We start from the raw sequence: 19,191 nt of genomic DNA, 5'->3' as shown, positions 1-19,191 counted from the left end.
GGCAGGTGGGGATCGGGCGGCGGCCCGGTGCCCACCTGCCGTCTTTTCAAACCTCGGCAGTGCCTGACTATTGTCACGAGTTCGTGTGCACCTCGCATCACGGTCGGTGACTTAGCGCACTGGAGCCCACCGGGCCCCGTCGATGAGACTCGATGCAACGCCGGACGACAGCAACCGGCCGGAATCGAGAGGCGGCGGGACAGTGGACGAACGCTACGACAGCTACTGCGCCGCGGATCGCCTGTTCTACGACTCGCTCGGCAGCGCCGTCGCGCAGCCCGTCTTTCCGGCCGCCGAGCGGGAGATCCCGACCGGCTGGCGTCGTGAGCCGCTCGACGACTGGCTGATCTACGCCCCGGACGGCGGTTCGCTGCCGCAGCAGGGCTGGAAGATCCACGTATCGGCGGGTCTGTCGAACGCCGAGCGCGTGTTGGACGCCGTCTGGGACTACTGCGTACCCCGGGGCCTGTCCTTCAAGTTCCTCCGGGGGCCCCGCACGCTGCTGCTGCGCAACTCCAAGTACGCCTCCCGGGCCGCCAGCGGCAAGTTCGTCACCGTCTACCCGCGCGACGACGCCGAGCTGGAGCTGGTCTGCAAGGAGCTCGACGAGCTGCTCACCGGCGAGTCCGGGCCGTACATCCTCAGCGACCTGCGCTACGGCGCCGGCCCGATCCACGTGCGCTACGGCGGCTTCGCCGCCCGCTACTGCCACTCGCCCGACGGTCAGGTGGTGCCGGCGATCGAGGACGACTCCGGCACGCTGGTGCCGGACCGCCGCGATCCCGTCTTCCACGTGCCGTCCTGGGTCACCCTGCCCGACTTCCTCGGCCCGCACCTCGCGGCCCGCGGCGGCACCAGCACCGACCAGGTGCCGTACCGGATCGAACGGGTGATCCACTTCTCCAACGGCGGTGGCCTGTACGTGGGCCGCGACCTGCGCACCGACACCGAGGTCGTGCTGAAGGAGGCCCGGCCGCACGCCGGCCTGGACGCCGACGGCGTCGACGCCGTAGCCCGGCTGGCCCGCGAGGCCGACGCCCTGCGGCAACTCGCCGACCTGCCTCAGGTGCCCCGGGTGCACGACGAGTTCGACCTGGGCGAGCACCGGTTCCTCGCGCTGGAGTTCATCGAGGGTCGACCGTTGAACAAGGTGCTGGTCGACAGGTATCCGCTGATCGACGCCGACGCGACGGACGAGGACCGGGCGGCGTACGCCCGCTGGGCCCGGCACGTCCACGAGCAGGTCGAGTCCCTCATCGCGGCGATCCACGAACGCGGCCTGGTCTACGGCGACCTGCACCTGTTCAACATCATGATCCGTCCGGACGACCGGGTCGCCCTCGTCGACTTCGAGGTGGCCGCGCCGATCGACGGGCACCGTCGGCCGGGGCTGCGCAACCAGGGCTTCGCGGCGCCCCGCGACCGGACCGGGCCGGCGGTCGACACGTACGCCCTGGCGTGCCTGCGGTTGGCGCTGTTCCTGCCCCTGACCCAGCTCGTCCGGCTCGCTCCGGCGAAGGCGGCGCACCTGGCCGACGTCATCGCCGCCAACTTCCCAGTGCCGAGGTCCTTCCTCGACCCGGCGGTCGAGGAGATCACCGGCGGTCCGCAGGTGACGGCCGCGCACGACGCGCCCGTCACCCAGGACAGGCTGGCGACCGCCATCCTGGCCAGCGCCACCCCGACCCGCGACGACCGGCTCTTCCCCGGCGACATCGAGCAGTTCCGCAGCGGCGGCCTCAACCTCGCCCACGGGGCGGCGGGAGTGCTGTACGCGCTGCACACCAGCGGCGTCGGACGGTGGCCCGAGCACGAGGACTGGCTGGTACGACGGGCGACCGCGCCCCCGTCCGGCACCCGCTGCGGCTTCTACGACGGCCTGCACGGTGTCGCCCACGCCCTCGAGAGCCTCGGCCGCCGGCAGGACGCGCTGGACGTGCTCGACATCTGCCTGCGCGAGCCGCTGGACGGACTCGACCACAGCCTGGCGAGCGGACTGTCCGGGATCGCGCTCAACCTGGCCGAGCTGGCGGCCCGTACCGGGGAGGTGTCGTTGCGCGACGCCGCGTGGCGAGCCGCCGAGCGGGTGATCGGGCAACTGCCCGACGATCCCGGCCCGGACATCAGCGGCGGACGCCACCCGTACGCCGGGCTGCTACGCGGCCGGACCGGACCGGCGTTGCTGCTGCTGCGGCTCTACGAGCTCAGCGGCGACGAGGACCTGTTGGGGCACGCCGCCACGGCGTTGCGCCAGGATCTGCGCCGGTGCGTGCTGCGCCCGGACGGCGCCCTGGAGGTCAACGAGGGCTGGCGGACCATGCCGTACCTGGCACACGGCAGCGTCGGCATCGGACTGGTCCTCGATCAGTACCTGCGCCATCGCGACGACGACGGGTTCGCAGAGGCCAGCGCGGGGATCCGCCGCGCGGCACGGTCACCGTTCTACGCGCAGACCGGGCTCTTCGCCGGCCGGGCCGGCATCATCGCCTACCTCGCCGCCTCGGTCCACGACGGCGACCGCCGGGAACTCGACGCGCAGGTGGACCGGCTGGCCTGGCATGCGCTGCCGTACCGGGAGGGGACCGCCTTCCCCGGTGAGCAGCTCCTCCGGCTCTCCATGGACTTCGGCACCGGCACCGCCGGCGTGCTGTACGCGCTGACCTGCGCGCGGCAGGACGACCCGCCGGTGCTGCCCTTCCTCGCGCCCCTGCCGGGCGCGCAGAGACTCCCCCGCGACAGCGGGGGCGACCGGATCGACAAAGGAATGGAAGGGAGGTGAACGACATGGCGCTTCTGGACCTCCAGGGCCTGGAGATGGCTCCGGCCGACCGCACGGGTGGCGGTAGCCGGGCGAGCCTGCTGCTCTGCGGCGACAGCTCGCTCTCCGTCACGACCTGCAACTGATCCGTCGCACGAACGTGATCGCCCTGGGTGGGTAGACGTGCCCACCCAGGGCGACCGCGTGGCACCGGGAGGCGCGATGTCGACGTTCGACGCGGGGGACCGGTTGCTGCGGCGAACGGTCCTGGCGGGCGGCGGCTGGACCGCCGGGCTCGCGGCGATCGCGCTCCTGGGCGCGGCCGCCGAACTGTTGCTTCCCGCCGCCCTGGGCCGCGCCGTCGACGCCGCCCTGTCCGGAGGCTCGCTCTGGTGGGCGGTGGCCGCCTGCGGCCTGGTCGCCGCCCTCGTCTGCGTCGACGCCCTGACCGACCTGGCCAGCGGATTCGGCGCCGCCCGCGCCACCGCCGGACTGCGCCGCCACCTGCTGGGCCACCTGTTCGCGCTGGACGTCCGTGCCACCCGCCGATACCCGGTGGGCGATCTCGTCGGTCGCCTGGTCGGCCAGTCCGCCGACGCGGGACAGGCCGGCAACGCCGTGGTCCTGGCCGCCGTGGCGGTGCTGCCGCCCCTCGGCAGCGTCGTCGCGCTCGCCCTCCTGGAACCGATCCTGGGGATCACCCTGCTCGCCGGCCTCGGCCTGCTCGCCGTCCTCATGCGCGCCTTCGTGGCCGACGCCTCCGCCGCGACGGCCGGCTACCAACGGGTGCTCGGCGTCATCGCCGGCCGACTGCTGGAGTCGCTGACCGGCGCCCGGAGTATCGCCGCCGCCGCCACGGTCCGCCGCGAGGAGGCCCGTGTGCTGGCGGCCCTGCCGGAGCTGGGCCGGCACGGCCGACGTACGTGGGACCTGCTGGCCCGGGCGAGCGCGCGTACCGCCGCCGTGGCGCCGCTGCTGCACCTGAGCGTCGTCGCGGTCGGCGGGTACGCCCTGACGGCCGGTTGGCTCACGCCCGGTGAACTGGTCGCCGCCGTCCGGTACGCGGCCATGGGCGCCGGGCTCGGTGCGGTCCTCGCCACGCTCAACCACCTGGTGCGCAGCCGCGCCGGGGCGCACCGGGTCGCCGAACCGCTGCGACAGCCCGCCATGACGAGCGGCGACCGGCCCCTACCGCCCGGTGGTGGCGCGCTGCGACTGCGGGACGTGCGCGTGTACGGCGACGACGGCCGGCCCATCCTGGACGGCATCGACCTGGACGTGCCGGCCGGCGCGACCGTGGCCGTCGTCGGCGCGTCCGGCGCCGGCAAGTCGACCCTCGCGGCCGTGGCGGGACGGCTGCACGACCCGGATCACGGTACGGCGCTCCTGGACGGCGTACCGCTGCGGGACCTCGACGCGTCGGCGCTGCGCCGAGCCGTCGGCTACGCCTTCGATCAGCCGGTGCTGATCGGCGCGACGGTCCACGACGCGGTCGGCCTGGCGTTGCCGGGTGCCGTCGCGATGCCACCGGCGGACGCGCGCCCGGCCACGCCGGCGGTTCTGCGGGCGGCCCGCCTGGCGGCGGTCGCCGACGTGATCGACCGGCTGCCCGAGGGGTACCGCACACCGCTGGTGGACGCGCCGTTTTCCGGTGGTGAGACCCAACGCCTCGGCCTGGCCCGGTCGTTCGCCGCCGAGCGGCTGCTCATCCTGGACGACGCCACGTCCAGCCTGGACACGGCGACCGAACACCGGATCACCGAAGCGGTCGTCGGGCGCCCGGGCGAGCGGACCCGACTGGTGGTCACCCACCGGGCGGCGGCGGCCGCCCGCGCCGACCTGGTCGCCTGGCTGGACGGTGGTCGGCTACGCGCGCTGGCGCCGCACCGGCGGCTCTGGGCCGAGCCGGACTACCGGGCCGTGTTCGAGCCGGCCGGCGGTGGATCGTGACCCCGCTGACCGTACGCCGGGTGACCTGGCGGGCGCTGCGGGCCCGCCGAGCCGACCTGGCCCGTCTCTGCGGGTGGTCGCTCGTCGAGGCGTTGCCGGCGCTGCTCGCCGGCCTGCTGGTCGCCCGTGCGGTGGACGACGGCTTCCTGGCCGGGCGTCTCGTCGACGGGCTGGCGTGGTTGGGGGTCCTCGCCGTGGCCGTGCTGGTCGGCGCGGCGGCGACCGGCCGGACGTACCGGAGCCTCGGCGCGGTGGTCGAGCCGTTCCGCGACGAGGTGGCCGCTCAGGTGGTGCGGGGCGCGCTCCGGGACGCCACCCGCGCGGGTGGTCGCCCGGACAGCGCGGCGATGACCCGGCTGACCCACCAGATGGAGATCGTCCGCGACACCTTCGCCGGCCTGCTGATGGTCACGCGTGGTTTCCTCTTCTCCGCCGGCGCTGCCCTGCTCGGCCTCCTCGCCCTCGCGCCGGTGGCGGCGGCGCTGGCCGCCGCGCCGCTGGTCGCCGGCCTGGCCGTGTTCCTCGCCGCGCTGCCGGCCATGGTCGCGCACCAGCGGGCGTACGTCCGCGCGGGCGAGCGGTTGGGCCAGTCGGCGGCGACGGCGCTGGCCGGTCACCGCGACGTGCTGGCCTGTGGCGCCCAGGCGCGCGTGGCGTCCGAGGTGGAGCAGCACGTGTCCGCGCAGGCCGCCGCCGAGCGCACCCTCGCCCGGATGGCGGTGATCCGCAGCCTCAGCCTCGGCATCGGCGGTTGGTCGCCGCTGGTGGTGCTGCTCGTCGCCACTCCGTGGCTGGTCGAGCGCGGAATGACGGCGGGCGAGGTGCTGGGGGCGCTGATCTACGTGTCCACCGGGCTGCAACCCGCCCTGCACACCCTCGTGCAGGGCCTCGGTGGCGGCGGGCTGCGCTACGCGGTGACCCTGGAGAACCTGCTGCGCGTCTATCCCCACCGGCCGGCGTCCACGGCGGAGACTCCGGGCCCGCGCCCGTCGACCAGGCCGGCCGGCGGCTCACCGGCCGTCGAGGTCCGGGGACTGACCTTCCGGTACGGCCCGAGCGCCGAGCCGATCCTGCGGAACTTCTCGCTGACGCTCGCCAACGGCGATCACCTGGCCGTGGTGGGACCCAGCGGCGCGGGCAAGTCCACGCTGGCCGCCCTGCTGGCCGGGCTCGTGCCGCCGCAGGAGGGCACGGTCCACCTCGCCGGTGCTCCGGTCGCCGACGCCGCCCCGGCCGTCCTGGCCCGGATGCGGGTGCTGCTGCCCCAGCAGGCGTACGTCTTCACCGGCACGCTGGCCGACAACCTCCGCTACCTCCGGCCCGACGCCGACGACGACACCCTGGCGGTCGCCCTCGACGAGCTGGGCGCACGCCCCTGGCGACCCGCCTGGGGGCCTGGACGCGCCGGTCGTACCGGCCCGGCTCTCCGCCGGTGAGCGGCAGCTCGTCGCGGCGGTCCGGGCCTGGCTCGCGCCCGCCCCGCTGGCGGTCCTGGACGAGGCGACCTGCCATCTCGACCCGGCGTTGGAGGCGACCGTCGAGGCCGCGTTCGCTCGGCGGCCCGGCAGCCTCGTCGTGATCGCCCACCGGATCAGCTCCGCCCTGCGCGCCGATCGGGTGCTGGTCCTCGACGGCGACACGCCCACCGTGGGGACGCACGGGCAGTTGCTGACCCGCTCGGCCACCTACCGGGCGCTCGTCGGCTGCTGGGAGGAGCCGGTGCCGCCGTCCCCGGCCACCCGGCCGGGCTGACCCTCCGCCGGTCAGATCCAGCCCGCCTCGCCCGCCAACCGCACCGCCTCCACCCGGGTGCGCGCACCCACCTTGCGGGCGATCCGAGCGAGGTGGTTGCGGACGGTGCCACGGCTGAGCCCGAGCGACGCCGCGACCTCGACGACCGGTGCGCCCGCCGCCGTCAGCGTCAACACCTCCCGCTCCCGCTCGGTCAGCGGGTCGTCCGAGTGCAGGGCCGCGACGACGAGGTCGGCGTCGAGGACGGGCTCCCGGCGGGCGAGCCGGCGGATCCCGTCGACGACCCGCTGAGGCGCGGCGTCGTTGCGCAGGATGCCGACGGTCCGGGACGGACTGAGCATCCCCCGCAGTCGCCAGGCCCGGTGCGGGTGGACCAGCATCAGGATGGGGCACAGGCCCAGGCGACCGGGCACCTCCTCCTCGACCAGATCGAGGTCGGCCACCACCACGTCCGGGCGTTGGGCACGGACGGCCGCGGGGACCGCGTCGCCGCGATCCACCTCCGCCACGACACGGATGTCGTCCTCGGCGGCGAGGACGAACGACAGCGCCCCCAACACCAGGGCCCCGTCCAGAGCGAGCAGGGTACGGATCACGACGAACCTTCCCGCGCTTGCATGGCGATCACTCAACGTCAATATTCAAACACGCATCCGTCGGGGCCGCACGGCGACGGGGCGGGCCCGCGACGGACCCGCCCCGATGGCTACAACCAGCCGTTGCGCCGGGCGTGCCACACCGCTTCCAACCGGTTGCGGGCCCCGATCTTGCGCAGGATCGCCGACAGGTGGTTACGCACCGTCCCGTGGGCCAGGAAGAGGCGACCGGCGATCTCCTTGAGTGGCAGACCCTCGGCGGCCATCCGCAGCACGTCCAACTCCCGGGGCGTCAACGGCACCTCCGACGGACTGAGCACCGCCACCGCGGCCGCCGGGTCGATCGCGCGCTCTCCGGCCGCGAGCGCGCGGATCGACCGCACCAACTCCACCAGCGGGCTGTCCTTGCCGACCAGGCCGCGGGCGCCGGCCGCCAGCGCCGCCTCCACGAGCGCCGGGCTCCACCGGGGGCTCATCGCCAACACGGCGGCGTGCGGTGCCTCGGCGCTGATCCGGGCGACCACCTCCACCGGGTCGGGCAGCTCCGGCGTCAGCGCCAGCACCACCACCTGCGGCCGGCACCGGCGGACCGCCGTCAACAATTCGCCGACGCCCTCGACGTCGGCGACCACCTCCATGTCCTCCTCACGGGAGAGCGCGGCGCAGAGCGCTCCGCGCAGCAAGCCCATGTCCTCGGCGACAACAACGTGGATCACCGTGTTTCTCCGATCTCAGGTGCACGTCACGACGGTCACCGAACCCGGTGTGTCCACGGGTCGGCCGCGATCGTCGTACGCGAGAAGTCGGGCGGCCATGGGCCCACCACGCCGTCAGGGCGCGGGCACGGGCACCATTGACCAGGCCAGCGGGGTGGGACCGACCGCGCGGGCGAGCAGCCCGGGGGTCGGCGGCCGGCCTCAGCCCGGGCGGGCGATCCCAGTCGGAGTTCGGCTCTCGACGAAGAGCGGCACGAGGTGGCAGAGCGCGGCGATGCCGGGGTGTGACTGCCGGTGAGCCGGCCGGATCAGGCCCGGCGTGGGCGCCGAGCCCTCGTCGGTGCCGGCGGCGTCCTGGTCGACCGGGGTGACGGGCTGACCCGGAGGGTGGGCCGCAACGGCCGGCGGCGCCGGGCGCGCGGCGAGGTGGCCCGGTGGGGCCATGGCAGGTGGGTACGCGGCCACGGGTGTCGGCGGTGGTGCCGCCGGTGTTGGCGTCGCCGCGGCGCGTACGGGTGGCAGCGCCGGAGCCGGCGGCGGGGTTGGCGGGGCCGGCGTGGGTGCCGCGCCGGGCGACGCGGCGGTCGGTTCGCGGGCCGGGGAGCGACCGGCGAGCGCGGCGCGGGTACGACCACCGCGCCGAGAGCGGGCGGCAGGACGGCGTCGACGACGCGCAGCAGCGCCGCGACGAGGGGCGCGATCGGCAGGGCGCGCACGACGTCGACGGCGGGACGCAGGACCGGGGTGAGCGGGCCCGCCACGGCGGGCGGGAGGAGCGCTTCGGGCAGCTCTCGGTGATCGGGCGCGGCGCTCGCCGGCCGCCGTGCGGAATCTGCCGCCGATCGAGGTGGGCGGGGGCGGTGGGCGGGACGATGAGTCGCGCGGGCCGCGGTCGAGGAGCGCAGCCGTTCGTGCCGTGTGGCGTCGGACCGGACGGAGGTGGCCGTCCGGGACGGCGGCACGGAGGTCCGCGCGGCGTCCGTCGGGCGGCGGGACGCGGTCGGGGACGGCACGTCGCGTGCGCCGACGACACCGGCTATCGCGCCGGCCAGCGGAGCGTGGCGTCCGCCATGGCGGCGGTCGTCGGCGGGTTCGCGGCTGCGGGGGTCGGGATCGGAACGTTCGGTGATGGTGACCCGCCGGACCGGCTCCACCAGAGCGCCGAGCTGCCGATGAAGTTCGTCGCCGGAACCGCCGCGTGTGCCGTCGGCGCTGGCCGGCCCCTGGAACAGGAGGGCCAGGACGAAGCCGCCCCCGACCGCCACCGCCAACAGCACCAGACGCCGGACGAGCCCACGCGGTCGGTCGGCCACGACGGGCGCGGGTCGACCGGGCGCGGACGTCGGCGCGGTTCCGTTGACGGGACTTCGCACGCGGGCACTACCCCCTTGCCTCGAGACTGACCCATAGTAGCGATGCGCTTACCTATTCGCATCCGCCGATGGAATCCGTCGACGGCGGGACGCGCCCCTGGCGGGTGCGATGGACGCTGGGCGCCGGATCGGTCTGCCGTGGGGCGGCGCGGGCGCAGCCGCTCGTCGACGGTAGTGTTCCCAGCGTGGCGCGGCGGTGGGCCCTGACGGTGTTGACGGCGACCTTCGGCGTGGTGGTCCTGGCTACCCAACTGGCCGCCGGGTCGCCAGTGGTTGGCGGTGTCGAGTTTCTGATCTTTCTGGCGGTGGCGTTCGGGGTGTCGCCGTGGGCTTTCCCCCGCTCGATGGGAGCCGCCGAAGCGCAGCGGGCCAGCGCGGCGGACGGGCTGCCGATCGTGTACTGGCGCCCCGGCTGCCGCTACTGCCTCCAGCTCCGCTTCTCGCTTGGTCGGCTCGCTCGGCAGGCACACTGGGTCGACATATGGCACGACCCGGAGGGTGCCGCGGCCGTTCGTGCGATCACCGGCGGCAACGAGACGGTGCCCACGGTCGTGTTCGACGCGCAGGCCGTGGTGAACCCCGACCGCGGCTGGCTCCGCGAGCGGCTCCGCCGGCTCTGAGACCCTTCCGCCGCCGGTCCGGGGCGGACTGCTCGCACCGCCGCGACCGACGTCGGCCCGGTGCGTCGCGTTCGTCGGGTGGGCCCGGAGATACTGATGGTCAGGTACGCGTGACATCCGGCGTAGCCTCGGTCCATGCGTCTGCTCGACGGTCTCGACCGCTCCAGCCCGACCGTCGATGACCTGATCCGCCTCGGGCCGGTGGCCATGTCCGCCGAGCGCCTGCGGGGATGCGCCGCCGCGGTGGCAGACGACCTGCGCGGCGAACCGGTCGTCGCCGTGCACGCCAGCGCCACCGCCGAGACCGTGGTGGGGGTGGTCGGCGCGTTGCTCGGTGGAGCCGCCGTCGTCCCCGTGCCACCCGACTCCGGGCCTCGGGAGAGGGCGCACATCCTGCGCGATTCCGGCGCGACGCTGCTGCTCGGCGGCACCGGGGACGAACCGACGCGGATCGGTGTCCGTCGGGTCGACCTGGGCCGTACCTCGGACACCCGGCACCCGGCGCCGGCCCCCGAACGCACTGCTCTGATCATGTACACGAGCGGCACCACGGGAGCGCCCAAGGGAGCGGTCCTGTCGCACCGTGCCGTCGAGGCCGGCATCGACGCGCTCGCCGACGCCTGGGCCTGGACCCCCGACGACCTTCTGGTGCACGGTCTGCCCCTGTTCCACGTCCACGGTCTCGTGCTTGGCGTGCTCGGCGCGCTGCGGGTGGGCTGCCGGCTGCACCACACCGGACGGGCGACCCCCGAGGCGTACGCCGAGGCAGGCGGCACCCTCTACTTCGCGGTACCGACGGTCTGGTCGCGGATCTGCGCCCAGCCGACGGCCGCCGCGCGCCTCAGCTCGGCGCGGCTGCTGGTCTCCGGCAGCGCTGCCCTGCCCGCGCCGTCGTTCGAGCGGATGCGCCAGCTCACCGGTCACCGGCCGGTCGAGCGTTACGGCATGACCGAAACGTTGATCACGTTGAGCAATCGCGCCGACGACCCGCACCGTCGGCCCGGCATGGTCGGCACGCCGGTGCCGGGCGCGGAGACACGGGTGCTCGACGACGACGGGCGGCCGGTACCCGCCGACGGGACGGCCATCGGGGAGCTGTGGGTTCGCGGACCGATGCTCTTCGACGGCTACCTGGTCAAGCCCGACGTGACCGCCCGGCTGCTCGACGGGGACGGGTGGTTCCGCACCGGAGACATCGCGAGCGTGTCACCCGATGGTGTGCACCGACTGGTCGGCCGTCGGTCGACCGACCTGATCAAGAGCGGTGGTTACCGGATCGGCGCCGGCGAGGTTGAGGATGCGCTGTTGGCCCACCCGGGTGTTCGCGAGGCCGCGGTCGTCGGCACGCCGAACGACGACCTCGGCCAGGAGGTCACCGCCTTCGTCGTCGCGGACCAGGTGAGCGCGGCCGAGCTCGTCGACTTCGTGGCGCGGACGCTGTCCGTCCACAAACGGCCGCGCCGGATCAGGTTTCTCGACACGCTGCCCCGCAATGCGATGGGCAAGGTGCAGAAGCACCTGCTCGCCGACTGACGACCAGCACATCGGAGGCTCGGGTTCGGCGCCGGCTGTCACCCGTGCCGGGCAGGGCTACGCGCTGCGCATGTAACGAGCGGTGGCTCGGGGCCATTCCCGGGGCCCCGGGGGGTGACCCGCCTTTGCTCTGCTTCAACCGAGGAAACATCTGCCGTCCGATAATCGGACGCTGGGTGTCTCCTGGGCTGAAGCAGAGCAAAGGACGCGCGGTGATGGGGCCCGACCTGACGGGCGGCGGGCGGTGACCTGTGCTCCTGCGATCGTCCGGGGTCACGGCGGCCGGACGCGCCAACGATTCCCCGGCCACGGGGCACTCGGTCACCACAGCGGCATGCGCGTTACGCGTGTCCTGCGTCGAACGTAGGACTTTTTCGCATAAGTCCCGTTGATGTGAGTTCGACTCGGCTACGTTCCCCGTGGGGGCGACAACCGATTTGTCGCTTTCTGCGCCGACTGTGGCGTGCAGAGACACGGGGTACGGAGAAGGGCCAGACATGTCCAACCATCGACACCCGAACGTCAGCGATGCGGCGGCAGACCAGCCACGTCCGCCGAAGAGGCGCAGGGCCCGCTGGCTCGTCGCCGGGGTGGCCGGACTGACCGGGGTCGCCGGTCTGGCGGCCGTCGGCGTGCCCGGAGGCCTGACCGGAGCGCTCGGAGCGGGCGGAGGACTGCTCGGGAAACAGGTCCTCGCCGGCAGCAGCCGGGCGGCGGACGACGACCGCGGCAAGCACGATCCGGGCGGTCGCGACAAGGAGCACGGGGGCGACAAGGAGCGCGGGGACGACGACTGGAGCGGTGGCGGCCGGGACGCCTGGGACGTGCCGTGCGGCGCCAACGAGCTGATCGCGGCGATCGTCCGCGCGAACGCCGGCAACGGGGCGAAGCTCCGGCTCGCCAAGGGGTGCACCTACACGCTCACCGCGTCCGCGCCCCAGCCGCCCGTGCCCCACGGCCCCGTCGGCCTGCCCATCGTCACCCAGCCGATCACGATCGACGGCAACGGTTCCACAATCGTCCGGGCGGCCTCCGCCACGCCGTTCCGGATCCTCGAGGTGGGGGCCGGCGGTGACCTGAAGCTGCGCGACGCCACCATCAAGGGCGGTGACGACACCAGCGGGATCGGCGGTGGCGGTGGTGGCATCCGCGTCGACGTCGGCGGTCGGGCCACCCTGGAGAACATCGACGTCGTCTTCAACCACTCCAACGGCACCGGCGGTGGGATCGCCAACTTCGGCGACACCAGGATCCTCGGCCGCAGCGACCACGGCGGCAAGGACAAGGACAAGGACGGCAAGGACGGCAACCACGGCAAGGACGGCAAGGACGGCAAGGACCGGGAGCGGTACGGCGACGACGAGAGCCGGATCAGCGACAACGGCGCGTTGTTCGACGGCGGTGGTGTCTACAACAACGGCAACCTCACGGTGCGGAACACCAGGCTCAGCGACAACAGCACGATCGGGACCGTCGTCATCCTGCCGATCGGCGGCGCGGGCGGCGGCCTGTCGAACTCCAGCACCGCCGTGCTCGACGACGTCCGCGTGCACCACAACAGCGCCGGCTTCCGCGGTGGTGGCATCCGCACCGGGATCAACGGCACCACCACGGCCAGGAACATCGAGGTCACCGAGAACACGGCCGGTAGCGAGGGCGGCGGAATCTTCACCGACGGCACCTTCCAGCTTCAGCACGGCAAGATCGTTCGTAACGACGCCGGCCAACGCGGCGGCGGTGTGTTCAACCAGATCGGCCAGTTCGTGGCCGAGGACAGCCAGATCAGTGAGAACGCCGCCAGCACGAGAAGCACCATCGAGAACGGCGGCGGCGTCTACAACGGCAGCGGCGTGGTCGTCCTGCGTCGCACCGTCGTGGCCCGCAACAAGGCCTTCGGCACGAACTCGCGCGGCGGCGGAATCTACAACAACGCCACCCTCACCCTCACCCAGACCAAGGTGACGGAGAACGTCTCCGTCGTGGCGCCGGGTGGGGTGTTCAACGACGGTGGCCAGGTGGCGGTGGACGACAAGTCGGCCATCAGCGGCAACCGACCCACCAACTGCACGCCCAGCGCGCCACCCGTACCCAACTGTTTCGGCTGACCACCGCGGCATCCGGTCCCGCCCACGCTCCGATCACCAGATCGGACCGTGGGCGGGGCCGGCCGTGTGCGGTCAGAGTCGGGAGGTGAAGGTGGCCAGGAAGCGGTGCGGGGTGACCGTGCCGGCATTGTCGAAGCAGATGACGTCGACGTCGGCGTTGGTGGTGTACGTCCACGGTTGGGTCAGGTGGCAGTAGTTGTTGCCGGCGCCCTGCGCCACCACCTGCGCGTGCGTCTCCTTGAGACCGATCTGCGGGAACGTCGCGAGGTAGCGGCCGGCGGGCGCGATCGCCGCGACGGTGTTCGCGCCGACGCCGAGCACCGAGTTGTCGTTGGTGGGCCCGCCGACGGCGGTACCCAGGTAACCGAAGTACGACGGCGGGCCGAGGGAGCCGATCACCGGTCGGCGACGGTGGTACGAGAGGACGAAGTCGGTGTTGACGGCGATCCCGGCCTGGTCGTAACAGAAGACGTAGACCTGCACCTCGGTGCCGACGGGCGCCCACGAGTAGACCTTGCACCGGCGGGGTCCGGCGTTCGGCTGCACCGCGGTGACCTGCACGTCACCGGCGAGCACGCCGGCCAGTCCGACGGCGGGCAGCCGCACCAGGTACTGCCCGATGCCCACCGGCCCGGCGGTGTTCACCGCGCCCGTCGAGTTGTACGACTGCGCCACCACGCCGCTGGTCCACTGCACGTACGCGTGGGAGGTGCCAGCCGCCACGACGCCCGAGCTGGTCGTCCAGAGCACGGTGAACGGGGTGTCCTCGCGGGTGCCGCCGGGCCGGTGGCACTGCACGTCGACGATCTCGTCGGTGCCGGACTGGAACCAGCGGACCACCTCGCAGTAGTGCCCGGTCCGGTTTACCGGCGTCACGTGTGGCACGCCCCGCGCGCCCGCGCCCACCTGCGGGAAGCGCACCTGGAAGCGGCCGGGCGCGAGCTTGACGCCGTCGGCCCAGGCGGCCGGGAAAGCCGTCTTCCAGCTACCCCACTGCCGGCTGGTGTCCAGCACGGTCCAGACCGCCACGGTGGGGTCCTTGACGTACGCGAAGCCCCAGCGGTCGGCGGTGGCGGCGGCGGCCGGCGCCGGTGGTGCGAGCGCGCTGGCGGCCAGGACGGCGGCCAGCGCGGCGGTGACGATCGTTCGGAGACGCATGGTTCCTCCACTCGACAGGGACGTGTCGGGGAGGAGTGTGCTTTCGGTGATGGCATGGTCACAGTCGGCTACTGCACGCTTCGGTGTCGGGTGTCGGCCAACGAGAGGCGGCCCCACGCCTGTGCGTGGGGCCGCCTCTGGGGTTACGTGTGGGGTCAGCCGCCGGCGAAGGTCACCTCGGTGCCGCACTTGGCCTTCTGGTTCAGGCAGGACTTCACCAGGGGTCCGATGTGGGCCGGGTCCCAGGCGTTCATGAAGTCACCGTGCATGGAGGACGGCTTGCCGGAGGAGAGAGTCAGGCCGTTGCCGCCCAGCGACTGGTAGTTGACCATGAAGGACAGGTTCGGCACCGCCACCGGGTACTTGCCGGTGCAGACGCCGTTGACCGGGTCGCCCATGTGCGACTTGTGGTCGGGCGAGTCGATGTTCTTGCCGTCCCAGCAGTCCTTGAAGACGAGCTGGAAGATGAGGTTGCCACCGGAGGCGCAGACCGGCCAGTTGCCGTCCGAGCTGCGGCCGGTCTCGGCGCTGCCGGCGCACCAGAACTGGTTGCTACCGGCGTTCTTCGGGGTGTCCACCTGCTTCTTGGCGTCGCCCTCGACCATCCGCAGGCCCGGCGGGAAGGGCTTGACGGTCGACGGGTCCTTCACCCGTGAGCCGTAGTAGACCCGGAAACTCTTCATCGGTACGGGCTTGCCGTCCTTGCGCAGCTCCGGGGTCCAGTAGGCGCTCAGGTCACCGGGGGCGTTGCAGGTGGTCGTCGAGGAGAGCAGCTTGTCGGTCGTGGTGAACGCGTCGATCTTCGGGCCGAAGAAGGTGTGCATGTGCGACGCGCCCGGCAGGCCGGGGACGACGATCGGGTCGTCCGGCGCCGAGTTCGCCAGCTCGCAGTCCGTGTGGAACTCGGGAACGCGGGTCGTTCCCGGCGTCACCGGCTTCGGCGTGATCGCGTTGAAGGCAGCCAGTTCCCGGTCCCACCTGGCCTGGTCGACAGGTACCCAGCCGGCCGCGGGCGCGGTGCCCGGCGTGGTCGGGGTGGTGCCCGGGGTGGTCGGGGTGGTGCCCGGGGTCGTCGGCGTCGCCGGGCTGGCGCTCGGCGAGGGCGAGGCGCTCGGCGTCGTACCCGTCGCGGAGCCGAACGTGAACCAGTTCAGGTTCACGAAGTCCGACCGGGAGCTGCTCTTCATGACGGCGAAGACGGTCTGCGGGCCGGCCGGCACGCTGGCCGCCGTGGCGGTCACCGTCGTCCACTTCTGCCAGCCGCCGGTGTGGGCGATCGGGAAGTTGGCCAGCAGGGCGCCGGTCTGCGTACCGAGGCGCAGCTCGACGGCGCCTCCGTCGGTGTTGTTCGCCGCGACCCGGGCCTTCAGGTCGGCGCCGGCGATCGTGACGCCGTCGTACCGCAGCCAGTCTCCGTTGCCGAGCCAGCCGACGTTCCGGCCGCCGTCGGCGTCGCCGGTGCTCTCGGTCTGCGCGCCGGACTGGGCCGCGAAGGCCTCCGCCTGGATCCGGCCCGCCACGGCGACCTCTTCGGCCTGGGCGCCGGCGATGTAGATGCCACTGCCCACCAGGGCGGCGGCGACCCCCGAGGCGAGCGTGATGCGAGCGATGCGGCGGCGCTTGCGCGCCCGGTCCGGCGGTGCGACGTGCGCGGGGGGAGGAGTCCGCATTACCAGTGATTTCCTTCGAGTCGACGATAACGCTCTGTCGGATGAAGTATGTGCACGTCGGAGACTTGCGGCAATCTGCGGAAAAAGAATTAAGGAGGGTGCCGAGTAACTGTCCTGGTAGCCGTTGAGCGGGCTTCGGATAACAATTTTTTGCCCTCGTACCCTTAAGTTTCCATTAAATCGGTCGGCGGTGGCCGTTGGAGTGCCGGCTCGGAGACAGATCGGGACGAGCCTGTCGATCGGGGCGGGTTCCGTTCGTAGCCCTGGTGAGAGCCCGGCATCGAGCCGGGCCACCCATCCGCTGGAGGGCACAATGACCACGACCACGCACGCCACCCGCGCCACGTCGACCCTTGGCACGCTGGTCCGGACCGGTGTCGTCGCCACGGTCGCCGCGAGTGCGGCCACCATGATCGTCGCCGCCGTCGGCCGGGCGGCGGGCGTGAGCCTCGAGGTGAGCGGCGCTCCGATACCGGTGGCGGGATTCGGTGTCCTGACCGCCGTCTTCTCGCTGATCGGCGTCGTCCTCGCGGCGCTGCTGTCCCGGTTCGCCCGGCGACCGCGTCGGGCGTTCGTCCGTACCACGGTGGCGCTGACGGTCCTGTCGGTGGTGCCGGATGTCATCGCCGACGCCGACACGGCCACCAAGGCGCTGCTGATGCTCACCCACCTGGTGGCCGCCGCGATCGTCATCCCGGCTGTCGCACGCCGCCTGGCCGCCTGAGCTGTCACCATCGGACCGTCGAGTTGTCGAGAGGATCGTCATGAAGCAGTACCTGTTGTCCGTACACGTCGTCGAGGGCGAGCCCGCCATGTCCGACGAGGAGACCGAGGTCGTGTTCGCCGAGACCGGCCGCATCAACGACGAGATGCGGGCCGCGGGCGTCTGGGTCTTCGGCGGCGGGCTCGTCTCGTCGGAGAGCGCCACCGTCGTGCGGATCGAGAACGGGTCCACCACCATGAGCGACGGACCCTTCGCCGAGACGAAGGAGCACCTCGCCGGTTTCTGGGTCCTCAAGTGCGCCGACCTGGACCAGGCGCTCGCCTGGGCCGAGAAGTGCGCGGCGGCCTGCGGACCGATCGAGGTCCGCCCCTTCGACGACCTGTCCCAGGCCTGACCCGGAGCCGGCCGGCCGAGATGGATCTGGCGAGCATCTACCGCGCGGAGTACGGCCGCTGCGTCGCCACCCTGGCCCGTCTCCTCGGAGACATCAACCTCGCCGAGGAGGCGGTCCAGGACGCCTTCGCCACGGCGCTCGAGAAGTGGCGGACGCCGCCACCCAACCCGGGTGGCTGGATCGTGACGACCGCCCGCAACCGGGCGATCGACCGGCTCCGCCGCGAGTCGACCCGCGAGGCCCGGCACGCCCAGGCCCTCCTGCTCCAGCACCAGGACGCGCCCCAGGAGGTGGGACCCGTGCGGGACGACCAGTTACGACTCATCTTCACCTGCTGCCACCCGGCGCTCGCCCTCCAGGCGCGGACCGCCCTCACGCTGCGCCTGCTCGGTGGCCTCGAGGTCCCCGAGATCGCCCGGGCCTACCTGGTCCGGGAGACGACCATCGCCCAGCGGATCGTGCGCGCGAAGAAGAAGATCCGGGAAGCCGCCATTCCCTACCGGGTACCGGCCGACCACGAGCTGCCGGACCGGCTGCCGCCCGTGCTCACCGTGCTCTACCTGATGTTCAACGAGGGCTACACGTCCACCGCCGGACCCTTGATCAGGACGGACCTGTGCGCCGAGGCGATCCGGCTCGCCCGCGAGCTGGCGGCGCTGATGCCGGACGAGCCCGAGGTCCTCGGTCTGCTCGCCCTGCTGCTGCTGATCGAGGCGCGTCGTCCGGCCCGGCTCGGCCCGAACGGTGAACTGGTGCTCCTGGCCGATCAGGACCGGTCACTGTGGAACACCACGCTCATCACCGAGGGGCACGATCTGGTCCGACGGTGTCTGCGACGCAACCGGCCCGGCCCGTACCAGATCCAGGCCGCGATCAACGCGGTGCACACCGACGGCGCGGCCACCGACTGGACGCAGGTCCTGGCGCTGTACGACCAGCTCCTCGCGCTCGCGCCGAACCCCGTCGTGGCGCTCAACCGCGCGGTCGCGGTGGCCGAGGCGCACGGCCCCGAGGCGGCTCTCGCCGCGCTGGAGACGGTCGACCTCCCCGGCTACCACCGGCTGCCCGCCACCCGGGCCGAGCTGCTGGCCCGGCTCGGACGTGACACGCAGGCCCGCGCCGCCTACGACGAGGCCATCGCGCTGACCGGCAACGAGACCGAGCGCGCCTTCCTCGAGGCGCGTCGTAGCGAACTCACCCACCCGAGGAGACCGGCGTGACCGCGACGTACACCTTCGACGTCTTCACCAGCCTCGACGGCTTCGGCAGCACCACCGGCGACTGGGGAGGCTACTGGGGCAAGCAGGGCCCCGAGTTGCTCCAGCGCCGCCTCGGCACGTACACGGATGACCACCGCATGGTCTTCGGCCGGCGCACGATTGAGCTGTTCGAGCAGATGCTCGCCGACAGCACCGAGGAGTCCGACGTTCGGGACGCCTGGGTCACCCGCATGATCAACCTTCCGGCCACCGTTGTGTCGAACACCATCGAGGAACCGCTCGACTGGCCGGACGCCACCCTGGTCCGCGGTGACGCCGTCGACGTCGTCGCCCGGCTCAAGGAGGAGTCCGAGGTGCCGCTGCGGTCGCACGGCAGCCTGTCGATGAACCGGGCACTGCTGGCCGCCGGGCTGGTCGACTTCATCCAGGTGACGCTCTTCCCGGTGGTCACCGGTCAGACCGGGACCGAGCCGATCTTCCACGGCGCGGCCGACTTCGACCTGGAGCTGGTCGAGTGCCGCACGCTCGACGGCCGGACCCAGGAGCTCATCTACCGACCCACCCCGCACACCTGAGCCCTCCCCGCGGCTCGTTCGGTAGCCTCTGACACGCTCTGACAACG

Annotated in this window: 17 protein-coding genes; 12 read left to right on the top strand and 5 right to left on the bottom strand. The window is 72.8% G+C overall.

All coding sequences use genetic code 11. From position 1 onward, the window contains the following. Positions 1–202 precede the first annotated feature (202 nt). The 5 genes from lanKC (at position 203) to ACQP0N_RS20140 (ending at position 6,460) form a co-directional block, all read left to right on the top strand. On the top strand, positions 203–2,779 hold the full coding sequence (lanKC, locus tag ACQP0N_RS20160; RefSeq protein ID WP_433112956.1) for a class III lanthionine synthetase LanKC: 2,577 nt from the start codon (positions 203–205) through the stop codon (positions 2,777–2,779). Between the two features lie 5 nt (positions 2,780–2,784). Continuing rightward, positions 2,785–2,904, top strand: coding sequence for a SapB/AmfS family lanthipeptide (locus tag ACQP0N_RS20155; protein WP_013734295.1), 120 nt, complete (start codon positions 2,785–2,787; stop codon positions 2,902–2,904). A gap of 76 nt (positions 2,905–2,980) precedes the next feature. Then, positions 2,981–4,708 carry an ATP-binding cassette domain-containing protein gene (locus ACQP0N_RS20150; protein ID WP_433112954.1) on the top strand — a complete coding sequence of 576 codons (1,728 nt, stop codon included), beginning with the start codon at positions 2,981–2,983 and terminating at the stop codon, positions 4,706–4,708. After that, a complete protein-coding gene (locus ACQP0N_RS20145; protein WP_433112951.1) occupies positions 4,705–6,144 on the top strand; it encodes an ATP-binding cassette domain-containing protein in 1,440 nt (479 codons plus the stop codon). The genes ACQP0N_RS20150 and ACQP0N_RS20145 overlap by 4 nt, the downstream gene beginning before the upstream one ends. A gap of 88 nt (positions 6,145–6,232) precedes the next feature. Further along, positions 6,233–6,460 (top strand): hypothetical protein, encoded by a 228-nt coding sequence (locus ACQP0N_RS20140; RefSeq protein ID WP_433112948.1) that lies wholly within the window; start codon positions 6,233–6,235, stop codon positions 6,458–6,460. 11 nt (positions 6,461–6,471) lie between these two features. Here ACQP0N_RS20140 and ACQP0N_RS20135 read toward each other — a convergent pair whose 3' ends face one another. The 3 genes from ACQP0N_RS20135 to ACQP0N_RS20125 all read right to left on the bottom strand — a co-directional run bounded on the left by ACQP0N_RS20135 (position 6,472) and on the right by ACQP0N_RS20125 (position 9,145). Beyond that, positions 6,472–7,056, bottom strand: a complete 585-nt coding sequence (locus ACQP0N_RS20135; protein ID WP_433112945.1) for a response regulator transcription factor — start codon at positions 7,054–7,056, stop codon at positions 6,472–6,474. Between the two features lie 110 nt (positions 7,057–7,166). Further along, positions 7,167–7,772, bottom strand: coding sequence for a response regulator transcription factor (locus ACQP0N_RS20130; RefSeq protein WP_433112942.1), 606 nt, complete (start codon positions 7,770–7,772; stop codon positions 7,167–7,169). A 308-nt stretch (positions 7,773–8,080) separates the two neighbouring features. Beyond that, complete coding sequence (locus ACQP0N_RS20125) at positions 8,081–9,145, bottom strand: hypothetical protein (protein ID WP_433112939.1); 1,065 nt, start codon at positions 9,143–9,145, stop codon at positions 8,081–8,083. Positions 9,146–9,213: 68 nt separating this feature from the next. Between ACQP0N_RS20125 and ACQP0N_RS20120 the strand changes: the two genes are divergently transcribed. From ACQP0N_RS20120 to ACQP0N_RS20110, 3 genes are all read left to right on the top strand, one after another. Next, positions 9,214–9,765 (top strand): glutaredoxin domain-containing protein, encoded by a 552-nt coding sequence (locus ACQP0N_RS20120; RefSeq protein WP_433112936.1) that lies wholly within the window; start codon positions 9,214–9,216, stop codon positions 9,763–9,765. Positions 9,766–9,900: 135 nt separating this feature from the next. Further along, the gene (locus ACQP0N_RS20115; protein ID WP_433112933.1) at positions 9,901–11,298 is read left to right on the top strand and encodes an acyl-CoA synthetase; all 1,398 of its coding nucleotides are present in this window, start codon (positions 9,901–9,903) and stop codon (positions 11,296–11,298) included. Positions 11,299–11,795: 497 nt separating this feature from the next. Next, on the top strand, positions 11,796–13,403 hold the full coding sequence (locus ACQP0N_RS20110; protein ID WP_433112930.1) for a hypothetical protein: 1,608 nt from the start codon (positions 11,796–11,798) through the stop codon (positions 13,401–13,403). Between the two features lie 72 nt (positions 13,404–13,475). On the opposite strand, the gene ACQP0N_RS20105 is transcribed toward ACQP0N_RS20110, so the two are convergent. Beyond that, positions 13,476–14,561, bottom strand: a complete 1,086-nt coding sequence (locus ACQP0N_RS20105) for a hypothetical protein (protein WP_433112927.1) — start codon at positions 14,559–14,561, stop codon at positions 13,476–13,478. 155 nt (positions 14,562–14,716) lie between these two features. Beyond that, a complete protein-coding gene (locus ACQP0N_RS20100) occupies positions 14,717–16,231 on the bottom strand; it encodes a DUF1996 domain-containing protein (RefSeq protein ID WP_433112924.1) in 1,515 nt (504 codons plus the stop codon). 313 nt (positions 16,232–16,544) lie between these two features. Between ACQP0N_RS20100 and ACQP0N_RS20095 the strand changes: the two genes are divergently transcribed. Genes ACQP0N_RS20095 through ACQP0N_RS20080 form a run of 4 tightly spaced genes read left to right on the top strand, consistent with a single transcriptional unit; the run spans position 16,545 to position 19,144 of the window. Then, on the top strand, positions 16,545–16,955 hold the full coding sequence (locus ACQP0N_RS20095; RefSeq protein WP_433112921.1) for a DUF6069 family protein: 411 nt from the start codon (positions 16,545–16,547) through the stop codon (positions 16,953–16,955). A gap of 40 nt (positions 16,956–16,995) precedes the next feature. Continuing rightward, complete coding sequence (locus ACQP0N_RS20090) at positions 16,996–17,349, top strand: YciI family protein (protein ID WP_433112918.1); 354 nt, start codon at positions 16,996–16,998, stop codon at positions 17,347–17,349. Positions 17,350–17,369: 20 nt separating this feature from the next. After that, on the top strand, positions 17,370–18,569 hold the full coding sequence (locus ACQP0N_RS20085) for an RNA polymerase sigma factor (RefSeq protein WP_433112915.1): 1,200 nt from the start codon (positions 17,370–17,372) through the stop codon (positions 18,567–18,569). Beyond that, positions 18,566–19,144, top strand: a complete 579-nt coding sequence (locus ACQP0N_RS20080; RefSeq protein ID WP_433112912.1) for a dihydrofolate reductase family protein — start codon at positions 18,566–18,568, stop codon at positions 19,142–19,144. Before ACQP0N_RS20085 ends, ACQP0N_RS20080 begins: the two co-directional genes overlap by 4 nt. Positions 19,145–19,191 lie beyond the last annotated feature (47 nt).

The sequence above is a fragment of the Micromonospora sp. CA-246542 genome (genome assembly GCF_050942905.1).
In the GTDB taxonomy this organism is placed as follows: Bacteria; Actinomycetota; Actinomycetes; order Mycobacteriales; family Micromonosporaceae; genus Micromonospora.
The sequence above is the reverse complement of the archived record's forward strand: the minus strand, read 5'-3'. Positions and strand labels throughout refer to the sequence as shown.